Annotated in this window: 18 protein-coding genes; 10 read left to right on the top strand and 8 right to left on the bottom strand. The window is 51.9% G+C overall.

Going from position 1 to position 14078, the window contains the following annotated elements; genetic code table 11:
* Positions 1 to 6 precede the first annotated feature (6 nt).
* Complete coding sequence (locus ACFOMG_RS05760; RefSeq protein WP_376865358.1) at positions 7 to 711, bottom strand: M48 family metallopeptidase; 705 nt, start codon at positions 709 to 711, stop codon at positions 7 to 9.
* A 38-nt stretch (positions 712 to 749) separates the two neighbouring features.
* Between ACFOMG_RS05760 and ACFOMG_RS05755 the strand changes: the two genes are divergently transcribed.
* Entirely contained in the window at positions 750 to 1325 is a 576-nt protein-coding gene (locus ACFOMG_RS05755; RefSeq protein WP_376865357.1) for a YecA/YgfB family protein, read from the top strand.
* A gap of 122 nt (positions 1326 to 1447) precedes the next feature.
* Here ACFOMG_RS05755 and ACFOMG_RS05750 read toward each other — a convergent pair whose 3' ends face one another.
* The 3 genes from ACFOMG_RS05750 to ACFOMG_RS05740 form a co-directional block, all read right to left on the bottom strand.
* Positions 1448 to 2821 (bottom strand): substrate-binding domain-containing protein, encoded by a 1374-nt coding sequence (locus tag ACFOMG_RS05750; RefSeq protein ID WP_376865355.1) that lies wholly within the window; start codon positions 2819 to 2821, stop codon positions 1448 to 1450.
* A 90-nt stretch (positions 2822 to 2911) separates the two neighbouring features.
* Positions 2912 to 3580 carry an START domain-containing protein gene (locus tag ACFOMG_RS05745; protein ID WP_376865354.1) on the bottom strand — a complete coding sequence of 223 codons (669 nt, stop codon included), beginning with the start codon at positions 3578 to 3580 and terminating at the stop codon, positions 2912 to 2914.
* Positions 3581 to 3668: 88 nt separating this feature from the next.
* Complete coding sequence (locus ACFOMG_RS05740) at positions 3669 to 3983, bottom strand: BolA family protein (protein WP_376865353.1); 315 nt, start codon at positions 3981 to 3983, stop codon at positions 3669 to 3671.
* Between the two features lie 146 nt (positions 3984 to 4129).
* On the opposite strand from ACFOMG_RS05740, the gene ACFOMG_RS05735 reads away from it, so the two are divergent.
* Entirely contained in the window at positions 4130 to 4774 is a 645-nt protein-coding gene (locus ACFOMG_RS05735; RefSeq protein WP_376865351.1) for a hypothetical protein, read from the top strand.
* Between the two features lie 30 nt (positions 4775 to 4804).
* On the opposite strand, the gene ACFOMG_RS05730 is transcribed toward ACFOMG_RS05735, so the two are convergent.
* A complete protein-coding gene (locus tag ACFOMG_RS05730) occupies positions 4805 to 4996 on the bottom strand; it encodes a hypothetical protein (RefSeq protein WP_376865349.1) in 192 nt (63 codons plus the stop codon).
* Positions 4997 to 5121: 125 nt separating this feature from the next.
* Positions 5122 to 5817, bottom strand: coding sequence for a tyrosine-type recombinase/integrase (locus ACFOMG_RS05725; RefSeq protein ID WP_376865346.1), 696 nt, complete (start codon positions 5815 to 5817; stop codon positions 5122 to 5124).
* 44 nt (positions 5818 to 5861) lie between these two features.
* Here ACFOMG_RS05725 and ACFOMG_RS05720 point away from each other — a divergent pair, with 44 nt between their 5' ends.
* From ACFOMG_RS05720 to ylqF, 6 genes are all read left to right on the top strand, one after another.
* Positions 5862 to 6017, top strand: a complete 156-nt coding sequence (locus ACFOMG_RS05720; RefSeq protein ID WP_376865344.1) for a hypothetical protein — start codon at positions 5862 to 5864, stop codon at positions 6015 to 6017.
* 56 nt (positions 6018 to 6073) lie between these two features.
* Positions 6074 to 6502, top strand: a complete 429-nt coding sequence (locus ACFOMG_RS05715) for a hypothetical protein (RefSeq protein WP_376865342.1) — start codon at positions 6074 to 6076, stop codon at positions 6500 to 6502.
* Positions 6471 to 6980: a hypothetical protein gene (locus tag ACFOMG_RS05710; RefSeq protein ID WP_376865340.1), complete on the top strand. Its 510-nt coding sequence runs from the start codon at positions 6471 to 6473 to the stop codon at positions 6978 to 6980. Before ACFOMG_RS05715 ends, ACFOMG_RS05710 begins: the two co-directional genes overlap by 32 nt.
* A 65-nt stretch (positions 6981 to 7045) precedes the next feature.
* A complete protein-coding gene (locus ACFOMG_RS05705; protein WP_376865338.1) occupies positions 7046 to 7444 on the top strand; it encodes a hypothetical protein in 399 nt (132 codons plus the stop codon).
* Complete coding sequence (locus tag ACFOMG_RS05700; RefSeq protein WP_376865337.1) at positions 7444 to 9159, top strand: hypothetical protein; 1716 nt, start codon at positions 7444 to 7446, stop codon at positions 9157 to 9159. Before ACFOMG_RS05705 ends, ACFOMG_RS05700 begins: the two co-directional genes overlap by 1 nt.
* Before the next feature lie 215 nt (positions 9160 to 9374).
* On the top strand, positions 9375 to 10274 hold the full coding sequence (ylqF, locus tag ACFOMG_RS05695; protein ID WP_376865335.1) for a ribosome biogenesis GTPase YlqF: 900 nt from the start codon (positions 9375 to 9377) through the stop codon (positions 10272 to 10274).
* Positions 10275 to 10382: 108 nt separating this feature from the next.
* Here ylqF and ACFOMG_RS05690 read toward each other — a convergent pair whose 3' ends face one another.
* Positions 10383 to 10820, bottom strand: coding sequence for a DUF695 domain-containing protein (locus ACFOMG_RS05690; protein ID WP_376865333.1), 438 nt, complete (start codon positions 10818 to 10820; stop codon positions 10383 to 10385).
* An 81-nt stretch (positions 10821 to 10901) separates the two neighbouring features.
* Positions 10902 to 11780: an MBL fold metallo-hydrolase gene (locus tag ACFOMG_RS05685; protein ID WP_376865331.1), complete on the bottom strand. Its 879-nt coding sequence runs from the start codon at positions 11778 to 11780 to the stop codon at positions 10902 to 10904.
* Positions 11781 to 11897: 117 nt separating this feature from the next.
* Between ACFOMG_RS05685 and ACFOMG_RS05680 the strand changes: the two genes are divergently transcribed.
* On the top strand, positions 11898 to 12209 hold the full coding sequence (locus ACFOMG_RS05680) for an ArsR/SmtB family transcription factor (protein WP_376865330.1): 312 nt from the start codon (positions 11898 to 11900) through the stop codon (positions 12207 to 12209).
* A gap of 12 nt (positions 12210 to 12221) precedes the next feature.
* Entirely contained in the window at positions 12222 to 13883 is a 1662-nt protein-coding gene (locus ACFOMG_RS05675) for a SulP family inorganic anion transporter (RefSeq protein WP_376865328.1), read from the top strand.
* Positions 13884 to 14078: the final 195 nt, after the last annotated feature.

The following is a 14078-nucleotide window of genomic DNA, read 5'->3' as shown; positions in this document are numbered from 1 at the left end:
AGGCCGTCACAACACCAGCGCAGAGCGGGCCTGTAATTCCCGCTCACGCGCCCGCCAGTCGGGTAAAACCTCCGACATCAAGGCCTTAAATCCCGGGCCATGATCAAAGTGTCGCAGATGACATAATTCATGCACCACCACCAGCTCAATCAACTCAAGGGGCAGCTGCATCAGTGCCAGATTCAGATTAATGTAACCCCGCTGGGACAAACTGCCCCAGCGAGTGCGCATTTTTTTTACCCGCAATACTGGCTTCTGGGTGGCAAAAGACTGAAACAACGGCCACCACAAATCAATCAACTGCTGAAACTGGCTTCTCGCCTGTGGCCGCAACCAGCGGTCCATCTGCTCGCGCAACTCGCTGTGCCCCCAGTGAGCCGGAATCCAGATACACTGTTCGCTAACCAGAAACTCATCCAGCGCGCTGACCCGCACCGCTAACTCATTCCCCAGCAGTGTATAACACTGCAACTGCTGTTGCTGACGCTGCAACAGAGCCTGGCGCTGCTGCCTGAGCCAGCCTTCATTGGCATTAACAAAAGCCAGCACCTCCGCCTTGGCACATCCCAGCGGAATACGCAGGTCAATCTCCCCCTGCTCGTTAACCCCCAGACGCAAACTCTTGCGCCGCATGGCGCGGATATGCAAAACCACCGCTTCACCGGCAATATCCACTGACATTTGTTGTTGATACGATTTTCGAGCGACCATAAGCCTGATAGGATTGCCTGCAAATTCAGGAGTATTGTATGTCTGACCTCAACAGTATCCCAGCCCTCAGTGAAGATGAGCTGGAAACCCTGGGCGTTTTGCTCGAAACCGAAGCCGAACGCCAGGAAAGTTTTGATTTTTTTGCCGTACACGGGCTGATCACCGGCCTGTTATCCGGGCCGCTTGAGTTTGATATCCGCCAGGTGTGGGACAGTGCCTTTGATGAGCAGCTGGGTTTCAGCAACGACGAAAAAAGCCGCGTTAACGATTTGATGCTGAAGCTCAGCAAAGAGATTCAGGCCTGGCTGGATTCCGGTCAGGACTTTCCGGTTCCGGCCGATCTGACCCTGGCAGATGACGAAGACGATGAACCGCCACTGGAAAGCTGGGCGATCGGTTATATGACCGCTGTGCTGCTGCAGGAAGAACACTGGTACGCCGAACACGAGGATAAAGTCGCCGAAGGTTTGTTCCCGATCATGTATGCCTCCGGCCTGTTTGCTGACGAACCGGAAATGGCCGACATCGATGAAGACATCGAATTGTCCGATCAGATGTGTGGCAACATCCCGGCTGCTGTGATTCAGGTCTACCTGCAGCTGCACAGTCAGTAACCACACAATAACCACAGTCGTGATAACAACAAAGCCGCGATAACAAAAAGCCTGTCGGCCATTGATGATCAATGGCGGACAGGCTTTTTTAGGATCGCTTAGTTGATGGCCGCCAGGGCCACTCAGTCCAGTGCAGCAATGGCGCCGTTATCCCGCAACCACACTTCCACCCGGCGGTTTTTCATCCGCCCTTCCAGACGGTTGGTCGACGCTACCGGCAGATATTCACCAAAGCCGACCGACTCTTTCGGATAAATACCGTTACGCACCAGCTCACGCCGAACCGCCATTGCCCGTAATTTCGATAACAGCTTGGCACGTTTTTCACTGCGTTTTTTGTCGCCAAAACCGATTAACAGCACCTCGGGGTTCTGACTTCCCTGCAGATAATCCACCAGACGCTCAATATCTTTTTGCGCTTTATTATCCAGTTTGGCACTGCCCTGCTTAAAGCGGAAATTAATCGTCAGTCGCTTGGCATTATCCGTCAGGCTGCGGAAATCCTGTGGTAATTCTTCGTAAAACTCCGGTTTAACCGCCTGTAATTCCTGCGAGATAAAGCCGGTCTGGGCAACAATTTTCTGACCATTATTGGCCAGTGAAAATTCCAGAAACTCATTCACATAAGGGTTATCCGACACTCCGGCGGTATACATAAACAGTCTTCGTGCCAGGGCATAATCTTCAGTCGCCACCGTCAGTTTATTTGGCAACAGCGCTTTGGCACTGCCATCAGACACCGCCACCAGTTTAGCGTTACGAACCGAGGCCAGCCCGACAAAACCAATACCGCCAGTATCCGCCGCCACCCGATCGGATAACTCGTCATTGGATTCAAACCGTTCAGCATTATCAATCAGCTTTTTCTGCTTACCCAGCACCATACCTTTAAAGGAGTCCCAGGTACCGGAATTATTGTCACGGGCATAAACATGGATCGGACCTGGCTTACCACCCAGTTCTGACCAGTCGCGGTAACCACCGGAAAAAATTTCTGCAATCTCGTTAACGCTCAGATCCTGCACCGGATTTTGTGGATTAATAATAACGGCCAGACCATCAATACCAACAATATGCTCACTGTCGCTGGCACGCATATCGGCTTTTGCTTTTAACAGCTGAACTTCTTTATTTTTAATCGGGCGGGAAGCGGCTGCAATCTGTGCGCTACCGCTGCTTAAGCCTTTAAAACCAGTGCCCGAACCGTGTGCTTCAATCACCACCGACAGGCTGGTACGGGTGGCCGGTACCACACCACGAATCACGGTTTCGTTTTCTACCGCGGTATTCACCAGTTCGATCTGTTCCACCCCTTTCTGACTCAGATATTCTTTTACCAGGTTCGGAGCCAGTGCGGCACCAACGGTGTTAGAGCCGTGAATACTGAATAACGTCAGCTCACCGTCAATCGGCAGATCAGAAAAAGACTCAAGCGCCAGGCTGGAAACGGCCTGGACAGAAAATAAAATAAAATAAAATGCGCGTAGGAATTTCATCGTTTTACACATGACCGGTAGAAATTTTCGCGCAGTATATGACGTATTTATGACAATGCAATGACATAAAAACCGCCACTCTGGTAATAATCAGTCGACGTTGTCGATGAATGCCAGCTCGGCCTGTTGATACTGTGATTCCTGCAGCAGTCGCTGCATATTTTTCAGGGTATGGTAAGGGGTTTCGACCACCACACTGTTAGCCAGCCACGATGGCAAACCGCCATTAGGTTCGGCATGTACCTCATAAATCACATCAATCATGCCCGCCCGAGCCGCCGGTGCAAACGACCAGAATCCCTGCATCTGAGTAATGCGCACATATTCATCATTTTCCGGAAAAACATCCGTGCGTGCATGAACATCTATGCGCACCACTTTACTGTTTTTATCCTGGCTCGCCAGTGAGTGGACGATGGTATCGCGATCCGATACCGGCCACGGTGCCTCGGTCACCATATAGGATAAGGCCTCACCCGGATTAAGAAACTCAATGATCTCAACCACCTTACAATTGTACATCCACTCCGGTGCCCGCCGGGTATCTTCAATCAGTGCCACCGGTGCGGTTAAAGTTGACTTCAGCGTCATAGTGCCGCGAAAGGCCTTCAGGTCGGAGCCATCCACTTCCCGGGTAAACACCTGAATACCCAGCTCGTCGTCCTGTTTTTCCAGCGTCCAGCGGCCATCGGCCAGCACCGTCAGCGATGCCGTCACAGCCAGTAACAGGAATAATATCCGGGTATGCAACAACTTCATTTTTATATCCGCCTGATCATTCTGGCCATCTACAAAGCCGCAGTCTGCCAGACTGGTTATAACGCGACACTGGCCGCAGAGGCCAAGGTTAACCGGCGTTACTGCCGCCACGGCAATCCGGCGAAGCCGGAACCTGGCCCTGTTGCTGCCACTCTTGTGGGGTAAATAGGTGCAGTGCCAATGCGTGCACCGGCCCGGCCAGCTGCTCTGCCAGCAGGCCATAAACCTGTTGATGACGAGCCACAGCACGTTTACCACTAAACACCTCACTGACCAGCGTCAGCTTAAAATGAGAATCACTGGCCGGACCTGAGTGCATCTGGCTTTCATTAACGATTTCCAGGTACTGAGGGTTTAACTGCGCCAGCTTAGCTTCAATCTGTTGTTCGGTAGCGGTTGTCATCGGTGATCTCCGGGGTCGGTCTGCAAGTCAGGTGGCACACTATAAAACAAGCCATAGCGGTTGCACAAAACCTCTGTAAGCATATACAGTATAAAGCAATTATAACCGACCCATTAACCCCCGATGCTTTGGCAGGAAAAGTCTCTATGCAGGATATCGACACCACCAGCACTCAGTCGCTGATCGACCGCTACTACGAAGAAGAAAAAGCTCAGCGCGAGCTGGAACAAACCCTGGCGACGGTCACCACCCGGCTGGATGCCAGTGATCTGGCGATGCTGAACGTGATCGCCCGACGTTTCCGTAAAACCCGTGAAGAAGTCGCCCAGGAAGTGTTATCCAGCGCCCTGGTTGACCTGTTTGCCCGGGTGGAAGCCGGAGAACGAAAGCTGATGGCTCGTGACGCCGATGAAGGCGCTAAGTCCCTGGCGAACGAAATTGCAGAAGAAAACGGTGTACACAGCATCGAATTCAAAGGTGGCGCCTGGGGCAACCACGATAAGGCCATCACCAAACTGGAACGTAAAAAGGCCAAACAGGATGACGAAGCCGAGGCCGCTCTGGAAGCCGAAGTCAAAAAACGGGTAGCCGCCGCGCTGCAATCACAGCAGCCGGAAAAAAACACAGAACCGGCCAGCCCGCTTGAGGCAGACAATACGAACGACCACGCCGACAACACCGACAACACCGACAGCGCGGCGGATGATGAAGCTGCGGCAATCACCCCTGAAGATATGAGCGCTGCGTCCGACAACGACGAAAACCAGCCGGCTTCTGTGTTCGCCAGCTAGCGACTGCTCATCGCCTCGCTGCGCATCCGGCTATTTACGCCAGATGCGCAACTCGCGAAACTCCCCCGGACCCGCCTGCATCCACAGCAGCTCTGCCTGATCAGAAAAGACAAATTTATTGCCGACAAGAAAACCCGAGCGTCGTCGCCCGGATACGGTAGCAGAGGCCTGACGCCCCTGATGTTTGACGTGTTCAGCGATATCTTCGGTTAGTAAGTCCATAATCGCACCTAAACCATTGATTTTTAAAGATAAAAAGCTAAAAACTAGCAATCCAAAACCTGCAAAATCAGGCTAAATAAATCAATAACTTACAACGCATTTTTGCAAAAAATGCACCTCTCCTATTATGAAGAGGTCTCACTGCCAACAACCGCATCTAGCGGCAGGCTGGCATCAATCTCTACCCATCTAATATCTTCATGCCTGGAGTCATAGTTCTTATGTTGACGCTCGGAACTATGCCCTGCCAGTGGCTGCGAGTTGAGTTTGTGATCTTGGTACAATTTAATACCATAAGCACGTAACTCATGAAAAGATGGCCTCTCCGCCGGTGTCAAGTACTGTACATGCGGACAGCGGTTAATAAGCCGGGTTACCTTTGTCGATAACGTTTTCCCGATCACCTGGGTACGTTCAGTCCGATTCTGTACTCGCTGCCCTCGCCAATTCAAGGGGGTAGGCTTCTTCCGGAGAAGATACGACCCTGGGTAGGGTAAAGCCAAGCACGCATCAATCACTTCCTGAAGTCCTGGTGTGATCTCGATGGCGATGTACGCTGCATCATATTTCTTGGTTTTCTTCTGGATAACGTAAAGGCGCCCATTCCGTATATCGTCCTTGCGAATACTGACTAAATCACTTAAACGTTGCAGGGTTACTACAACCAAAAGAAGAGCACAGCGTACCCAAGCGTCGGAGTTCTCCAGTAACCACTGGAACGTCTCCTTGTTCATACGCTGCCGTCGTACTTTGTAAACGGGGGCTAGTGCCATCTCTGCGAGGTTGTCTTTACACAAACCTAACGAGATGGCCTGATCCACTGGACTTGGACCCCTTACACTTTGTAGGGTTGCAGCCAATGATCATGCTGAACGAATCACCGGGGTCTTTTTATCAGCGCACCATACATACCGGCAACATCGGGACTTTGGCATTTGATTACCTGCATTCATACGTTGATGAATCGTTAAAGTTACCTGGCGTTAGTACGTTAGAAGGCATCGACTACAACTTCACTTAATTGTCTCTAAAAAGGCCCGGTGGTATTCTGCCGGGCTTTACCTACAAGGACGGCGTATGTCTCCCTTCTTTGCATTAGCATTTCTCATAGGTACCGGTGTAGCTTTTATCGCTGCAGTTGTAAGCCTGTTCTCTGGAGCTATCGGAGCTTCATTCGGCTTGTTTATCCTGTCCGCTATCCTGAATGGCGTAGCTAAAAGTTTCGAAGCTAAAAGCCGGACAGAACGCTTACGGAAATCTTCCCCTCTCTCAGCATCTGGCGCTATAGAAAATGGAACAGCCGCAGAGTTTAAACAAAAAGCGGAAGAAGTCCGTATGTCCCTCGCTTTGCTTGAACGTTACAAAAGAGCAGATAAAACTATACCTACGGGTGACGACCTACCTGCAACGTTCGAAGAAGTCGAAGAGATGCGTCGGAACTCTAAAACATCAGGTATCAACGTAGAACGTCTTGATGAATATGTACGAAAGAAAAACGGTTACTAAATTGAAAAAACTAACTCTGTTCCTCGCGCTTACTGGTTTAGTTGGGTGTGCTACAGCCCCGCAAACTGAGGATGTTCCTGATGCGACTTACCGTAGTTTGTCCGCCGAACGCGTATTATTTATTGGGTGCTACGCAGAAGGCGTAATTGACGCTAAAGAGGCTGCCGATTTCCTATGGGCAAACGATCAGGCCATTCAAGCCTGGCGTAGGATAGATGCAGATAGATTCAATGTGTACGTTAAGCAGATGTATGACGATTTCATACCGGAGCGTCACTGTACGCAAGTTAAACTTACCGGGTATAAGCGTGTCCGGGAAGTTGAAGCCTATCTCCAAACCCAGACCGAAATCTACCGGCAGCAGCAAGAAGAACGCAGACACAGAGAAAAATTAAATCAGGACTCGTGGAATGCGTACATGGGGACGTTAAGACCTTCTTCGTGCACCACGGTAGGTACCCAGACTCTGTGTAATTAAAATCGGAATTCGTCGTATCGCTGTCCCATAATTCGTGGTAATTATCTCTAAAGTAGGTACTTACCATGAATTACTCAATTATGGATTCACGCAATCCGCTCAACGTTAATGTCATGGATCAATCGCTAATTGATTCTGGTATGACACTTCCTAATTCGACTAACCAACTTCCTGTGCAGCAACCTTCGGGACAGAACTCTAACTGGTTTCAGTCCTGGGGCGGTCCTGCCCTTCAAGGTGCGGGCGCATTATGGTCCGGGTACAACGGCTGGCAGCAGACGAAGGTTGCCCGCGAAGGTTTAAAAGAGTCCAAACGGCAGTTCAATATGAACTGGGAGGCCCAAAAGGCACTGACCAACCGTGAGCTGTTTGAACAACAACGTCGTAAAATTGCAGCCCAGGGCGGGCAAATGGCCGGCGACCTTTCCCCTGAGGAGTACCAAATGAAATGGGGAATTAAATAATGACTGAACCTATCACTTGGCGCACACTCGAAATAAGTCCCGATATTCGCGGCGCCACGGCAGCGTTTGAAGCGGGCGGGCGTAATATCCAATCCATGTTTGATGGTTTAAAAGGTGTCGGCGATACGCTGGTACAAAACAAGGTCGATGCCAATCGGCGTGATCTTCAGCAGTTCCTGGGTTCGTTCGGCTCTCCGGAAGAGTACCAGGCCGCCCTGGCGTCAGGCGCCATCCAGGAACGCATCAACGGCTACGGTGGGTACGCCGGGGACGATTTTATGTCTCTGGCTCAGGACGGGCTAAATACCTCTCGTGAGCGCGTACAGGCCGATGCTGACTACCAGGATTGGACGCAGCAACGTGATAACCGGGATTTACGTAAGCAAATTGCCGAGGCTGATCCCCGTACTGCGATGGATCTTCTGGAAACCAATCGGGATACCCTCGGGGAAGACTTTTACCGGGAGCAGATTGCCAACCGTCAAGCACAGGTACAAGGGCTGAATGCTATTGCCACGGAGAATCATGCTCTCTCAAAAGACCGCATCCGCGAGCACCGGTACGGAACACGGTTCGGGGATGATCCTAAAGCAGCCATTAAGGACGGTACGGGATTCACCGCGAAGCAGAAGATGGAACAGTACCAGACGTTATCCAACAAGCCCGCCGGTTCGCTTAGCAAACAAGAGCAGGATAACCTGGGCAATCTGGTACGCGAGATGACGCAAAACGCATCATTGGAGCAATACAAAAGCCAGGTGATGAATGATCTGAATGCGCAGTTGCAATCCAACGCTATTACGCCGGCTCAGTACGCGACAATCAAAAGCAACTTTGAAGAAGAGTTTGAGATGTTCGATGATACCGGCTACCTGGACTCGGCGGATCTACGTGCTGATATTAATGCCGCACAGGATCTGGCCCTTCGGACGCCAGGCACCCGCACCGGCACCCCGATCAAAGACAATCAGTGGTATGTCGCCAGCGAGGGGGAGACGCTATCTGCGGATGCTGCGGTGTCATCGTTACTGGAGAAAGTGAATAAAAACCGCTCCGACGAAGATAAGGTACCGGCCGAGAGTATGATGGATGTGGTTTCGGCCTTATTCATCTCCACACAAAACGGGATGTCTGACGGCCAAGGGAACACAGTGACCTTACCTATGACGCAAGGTATAGTTGATATTATCGCGTCTGCTTTCGAGCACGAAGAGTTTTTTGGCGCTGAGACCAATGACGGGCCGGAAGAGCTGGCGCGTGCTATTGCAGTGGCTACCAACTCCTCGGATGCGTTTGCGGACTTTACCGACTATAAAGCTGACTTTAAGCAGCAAAAGCAACTCCTGCGTCAAACCAACGATGAAGTAAACCGCCTGAAGCAAGCCAAGGATGCGTACTTCAAACGGATTTCCAAACCGGTGCAGCGCCCTGCCGAGACCTCAGAAAAGGAACAGCAAGCAGCCCCAGAGGTTGAATCAAATGTAATGGCACTCGCACGGGAAGCGCAACGCTTACGCGAACAAGAGCAAAAGATGAAGGATACGTTACGGACGGAAGGTCGCAACGGTTCGGTATCTTTTAGTGACTGGCGACGTAAGAAACACGAGCTGGAAAAAGCGGAAAGCAAATACGAGAAAGCCAGAGACGCTGAAAATAAACGGATTACCCGCGAAGAACGTAAGGCCCGTTTTACAGCTGAAATGCTTGCACTGTAAAAGGAACTTGGTAATTAACGGAGGCCCGCAAAGGCTTCCTGAAATAAACCAGAAAAAGACAAGGCAATGATCTCCCGTCCTAATCGATGTCAGCCAGACTACACTGGCTATATGACAATCCCGTGTCCCAGAGGGACTGTTAACAGTTGCTCTACACAGGCCTTGCTTTACAATGTGCCGCCCTTTTAACCCACCGTCAACGGAAAAACGTCACTATGGCAATTCACTGGTTCCCTGGCCACATGAACAAAGCCCGCAAAAAAATTGCGGAAGCGATGCCGGACATTGATCTGGTGATTGAAGTACTGGATGCCCGCCTGCCGTTTTCCAGCACCAACCCGATGGTGGATGAGCTGCGTAGCGATAAACCCTGCATTAAGATACTGAACAAAGCCGACCTGGCCGACCCGGCCGTGACCGACCAGTGGGTAAAATATTTCAGCCAGCAACATAACACCCAGGCGATGCCACTGGTTGCAGAAGACAAAAAACAGGTCAAAAAGGTGATTCAGCTGTGTAAAAAACTGGGCAGCCACCGCAGCAATAAGAAGCTGGCCATCCGGGTGATGATTATGGGCATTCCGAACGTCGGCAAATCCACGCTGATCAACGCCCTGGCCGGGCGTCAGATCGCCCGCACCGGTAACGAACCGGCGGTCACCAAAGCCAACCAGATGATTGACCTGAAAAACGGCATTGTGCTGTCAGACACCCCGGGAATCCTGTGGCCTAAGTTTGAAAATGAACTCAGCGGCTATCGCCTGGCGGCCAGCGGTGCGGTAAAAGATACCGCTATTGAATACACCGACGTGGCGCTGTTTGCACTGGATTACCTGCTGCAGCACTACAGCCAGGCGTTAGTCAGCCGCTTTAAAATGAAAGCCTTGCCGGACACCGCCGAACAGGCACTGAATACCATCGCGGCCAAACGGGGTTGTTTACGCCCGGGCGGTATTGCTGATCTACATAAGGCGTCTGAGCTGGCGTTACACGAACTGCGCAGCGCGAAGATAGGACTGATTTCGCTGGAAACACCGGCCATGGTCGAGGGTGAACTGGCTGAGCTGGAAGCCGCCCGGCTGGCGGCGCTGGAGGCCGACGAACAGCAACCTTAACGAGTTCCGCGGAGCGCCCTTCGCCGTACCCGACACAACTCGTTACTCGCAACCCGTGATCACAGGGGTCAGGCGGGGCATTCTGGTGCCAAGCAGGTAACAGTAGCGTCAGTGTTGTTGTCTGATGGCATCATAAACCTGCTGAAAGATCTGCCAATGCGGATCTTCGTCAGCCACCACTTCTATCGGATAACCAGCATCGGTGGCGGGTATCTTATCCAGCCCGTCCTTCAGCGGCTGCAGATCCTTGCAATAGATAATCCACTGGTTAACGCCATCATGGGCAATCACCATCGCAACCACGGCGTTTTCACCCGGCTCCAGCATCTGTTGCAGCTGCTCACTGAACGCCAGAATACGTAATTGTTCCGCGTCAGACGGAAACCCGGTACTTTCATCCCGGCTCTCAGCCTGCCAGGCGATCTGAACACAAATATTCAGCGCATCATAGGCGGCAGCCTGCTGCCAGTCTTCCCGGTACTGGATACTGATTGGCTTGTCGTTTAATTCACCCGACGCCCTTATCCAACGATTATTGACCAGCATGGCCGCTTCCTTATTCGTTTTTCTTATTGTCCAGATTAACGAATATTCTGAAAAATGCCAAAAAGCCCGGAAACAAGCGATCTACAGCACATTCAGCGGTAATTTCAGGTAAGCCGTACCATTACTTTCCGCCTGTGGCAGCGCCCCTGCACGAATGTTCACCTGCAACGACGGCAGAATCAGGCGTGGTACCGCCAGTCCGGCATCCCGCTGGCTGCGCATAGCAACAAAGTCATCTTGCGAAATACCATCCCGGACATGAATATTGTGCTGGCGCTGTTGTGCCACCGACACCCGGGTCTGTATCTCGCGACACTGCCCCTGTTCATCCTGCGGCGGATAATCGTGGCACAGATACAGCGTCACCTGATCGCCCAGTGCCAACAAACGCTGTACCGACTGATACAGAGTACTGGCATCTCCCCCGGGGAAATCACAACGGGCGGTCCCCACATCCGGCATAAAGAGAGTATCCCCAACAAACGCCAGCTGCCCGTCAACAACATAACTGACACAGGCGGGTGTGTGCCCCGGTGTTGCCATTACCTGCAGCGTCAGCTCCCCAAGCAGCAAGGTATCTCCGTCACTGACCAGCCGATCAAACTGACGGCCGTCACGGGCAAAACTGTCGTCTTCATTAAAAATAGCGCCAAAAGTCTGCTGTACCCGGGTAATCGGCGCACCAATCACAATGGCCGCACCACTTTGTTCACGAATGTAGTGCGCCGATGTCAGGTGATCAGCGTGGGCGTGGGTTTCCAGTACATACATCAGCGTCAGCTGCTGCTGTTTGACATAACTCAGAATACTGTCGATCTGAGTGGTGCTGGTACGGCCGGACTTCTGATCAAACCCCAGTACCGGGTCAATAATGGCTGCCTGGCCAGTGGCTTCATCCCACAACAGATGAGTGGCAGTTGATGTCTCCTGATCAAAAAAACTTTCTACCTGTGCCTTCATTCTGCCTCCGGTTGGCTTAAATCAAATAACTTAACGCTAATAATATTAGAATATTCTTATTTAGCAATACTTGATATATAATGACACCATCACCTACTGTTACAAGGGTCAGCGTTTATGACAAATGAGGCTCTGGACAACCACCGCAAACAAGCGGTGCGTTTACTCAAAGCACTGGCTAACGAGCACCGCCTGAGCATTCTGTGCACACTACGCAGCGGCGAAGTTTCGGTCAGCGAACTGGTAAAATCACTGCCGTTAAGCCAGTCTGCGTTATCCCAGCACCTTGCCTGGTTGCGTGGCGAACAGCTGGTTGCACCTCGCCGGGAAGCCCAGACGGTTTATTACCGCCTGAATAACGATCAGGCTGAGCGGATTATTCAGGTATTAAACGACCTGTATTGTGAACAACAAGCTGACGTCAACTGAGGAGCCTGTCCGGTGCGCCTGTTTCCAACCCTGCAGAATTATTCCCGCTCCTGGCTGAAAGATGACCTCGGCGCCGGCCTGATTGTTGCCATTCTGATCGTACCGCAGGCCATCGCCTACGCCTTTCTCGCCGGCCTGCCCGCCGAAACCGGTTTATACGCCGCAATTCTGCCGCTGCTGTTTTATGCCCTGATCGGCACCAGCCCAACTCTGGCTGTCGGCCCGGTGGCGATTGTATCTTTGATGACGCTGGAAGCCCTGGCGCCGCTGGCCAGCGACCAGCTAACGCTGGCCGCCTATGCCACCACTCTGGCGTTATTGGTCGCCGCATTTTTATTATTATTTTATGTTATTGGCCTGGGGCGCTGGACAACATTTATCAGCCACAGTGTGATTTCCGCCTTTACCAGCGCCGCCGCGATCGTCATTGTGCTGAACCAGATCAAACACTTGTCAGGTTTATCCATCGGCCGCGACGGGCCCTTTTACCAACCCTTGCTGAGCCTGATTCAGCAGTCGCACCAGATCGTCTTACCGGCGTTAATACTCGGCCTGATTATTCTGTTGTTTTTATTAATCTGGCCACGAATCACGCGCGGTTCTCTGGCAAAAACCGGCCCGTTATTTGCAGTTGCAGGCGGTATACTGGTGGTGACTGTTGGTCAGATCAACATTGATACCGTCGGTGATATTCCGTCCGGCCTGCCTCAGTTTCAGTTGCCACAATTATTACTGCATCACTGGCAACAACTTGAATGGCAGCAATTATTACCCTCTGCAGCCATTATTGCCCTGATTGGTTATCTGGAGAGTTTATCCGTAGCCAGCGCCATGGCACTGCAAACCCGCAGCCGGATTGAACCCAACCGCGAACTGTTAGCACTGGGGCTTGCCAATGCTGCAGCAGCACTGACACAGGCGTATCCGGTGGCCGGTGGTTTTGGCCGCAGCATGGTCAACCTGGCGGCCGGTGCCCGCACTCAGCTGGCCGCCGTTGTCACCGCCGTAGTAGTTGCGCTGGTATGCTTATTTTTTTCTGACTGGTTTACTCAGCTGCCGAACACCGTGCTGGGCGCCATTATTATTGCCGCCGTATTACCACTGATTAAATGGCGCGATGGTCTGCATGCCTGGCGTTACCAGAAAAGTGACGGACTGATCTGGCTGATCACCTTCAGTGCGGTGTTAATCAGCAACGCAGAAACCGGAATATTCATCGGCATCAGTTTGTCGTTACTGCTGTACCTGAAGCGCACCAGTGAGCCTCATATTGCTGAAGTAGGTCGGTATCAGGACTCGGACCACTTCCGCAATATTCAGCGCCATGAGGTCACCACCAGCCCCGAGATTTTACTGATTCGGGTGGACGAAAATCTGTATTTTGCCAACAGCCAGTTTCTGCAGGATTATATTAACCAGCGTATCAGCCAAAGCCCGCAAGTCCGCCATGTCATTCTTATTGGCAGTGCCATTAATCATATTGATTTTGACGGCTATGAAACGCTGCAGCGAATGCTGACACAGCTGCGCCAGAAACAGATTTTATTACACCTGGCTGAATTTAAAGGTCCGGTCATGGATCAGTTACAGGCCAGCGACCTGCTATCGAAACTGGCCCCGGGTCAGGTGTTTTTTACCGCCAGCGATGCCCTGCGCCAGCTGGGAGGAAAATAATGTCGTCAGCAGTCGCTCAAAACCAGCCGCTAAATGCAGACAACACCACCTCAGACGCGCCGTTACAACGTCAGGGGCGTCACTACCGGGTAATCCCGCAGCGCGGCAAACATCGCTTTCGGGTACGTTATCAGGAAGGTAATCAACCAACCGCAGGCTGCCGCCTTTGTTCCACTGGGTCATGACTGGCCAGCC

Origin of the sequence: Bacterioplanoides pacificum (assembly GCF_042648445.1) — a bacterium.
In the GTDB taxonomy this organism is placed as follows: domain Bacteria; phylum Pseudomonadota; class Gammaproteobacteria; order Pseudomonadales; family Oceanobacteraceae; genus Bacterioplanoides; species Bacterioplanoides pacificum.
This window is presented reverse-complemented; position numbering and strand designations above follow the sequence as displayed.

Excerpts from the sequence above, each read along its gene's own strand:
- ACFOMG_RS05760 (WP_376865358.1), bottom strand. The coding sequence starts at position 711 with ATGGTCGCTCGAAAATCGTATCAACAACAAATGTCAGTGGATATTGCC.
- ACFOMG_RS05755 (WP_376865357.1), top strand. The coding sequence starts at position 750 with ATGTCTGACCTCAACAGTATCCCAGCCCTCAGTGAAGATGAGCTGGAA.
- ACFOMG_RS05750 (WP_376865355.1), bottom strand. The coding sequence starts at position 2,821 with ATGAAATTCCTACGCGCATTTTATTTTATTTTATTTTCTGTCCAGGCC.
- ACFOMG_RS05745 (WP_376865354.1), bottom strand. The coding sequence starts at position 3,580 with ATGAAGTTGTTGCATACCCGGATATTATTCCTGTTACTGGCTGTGACG.
- ACFOMG_RS05740 (WP_376865353.1), bottom strand. The coding sequence starts at position 3,983 with ATGACAACCGCTACCGAACAACAGATTGAAGCTAAGCTGGCGCAGTTA.
- ACFOMG_RS05735 (WP_376865351.1), top strand. The coding sequence starts at position 4,130 with ATGCAGGATATCGACACCACCAGCACTCAGTCGCTGATCGACCGCTAC.
- ACFOMG_RS05730 (WP_376865349.1), bottom strand. The coding sequence starts at position 4,996 with ATGGACTTACTAACCGAAGATATCGCTGAACACGTCAAACATCAGGGG.
- ACFOMG_RS05720 (WP_376865344.1), top strand. The coding sequence starts at position 5,862 with ATGCTGAACGAATCACCGGGGTCTTTTTATCAGCGCACCATACATACC.
- ACFOMG_RS05715 (WP_376865342.1), top strand. The coding sequence starts at position 6,074 with ATGTCTCCCTTCTTTGCATTAGCATTTCTCATAGGTACCGGTGTAGCT.
- ACFOMG_RS05710 (WP_376865340.1), top strand. The coding sequence starts at position 6,471 with ATGAATATGTACGAAAGAAAAACGGTTACTAAATTGAAAAAACTAACT.
- ACFOMG_RS05705 (WP_376865338.1), top strand. The coding sequence starts at position 7,046 with ATGAATTACTCAATTATGGATTCACGCAATCCGCTCAACGTTAATGTC.
- ACFOMG_RS05700 (WP_376865337.1), top strand. The coding sequence starts at position 7,444 with ATGACTGAACCTATCACTTGGCGCACACTCGAAATAAGTCCCGATATT.
- ylqF (WP_376865335.1), top strand. The coding sequence starts at position 9,375 with ATGGCAATTCACTGGTTCCCTGGCCACATGAACAAAGCCCGCAAAAAA.
- ACFOMG_RS05690 (WP_376865333.1), bottom strand. The coding sequence starts at position 10,820 with ATGCTGGTCAATAATCGTTGGATAAGGGCGTCGGGTGAATTAAACGAC.
- ACFOMG_RS05685 (WP_376865331.1), bottom strand. The coding sequence starts at position 11,780 with ATGAAGGCACAGGTAGAAAGTTTTTTTGATCAGGAGACATCAACTGCC.
- ACFOMG_RS05680 (WP_376865330.1), top strand. The coding sequence starts at position 11,898 with ATGACAAATGAGGCTCTGGACAACCACCGCAAACAAGCGGTGCGTTTA.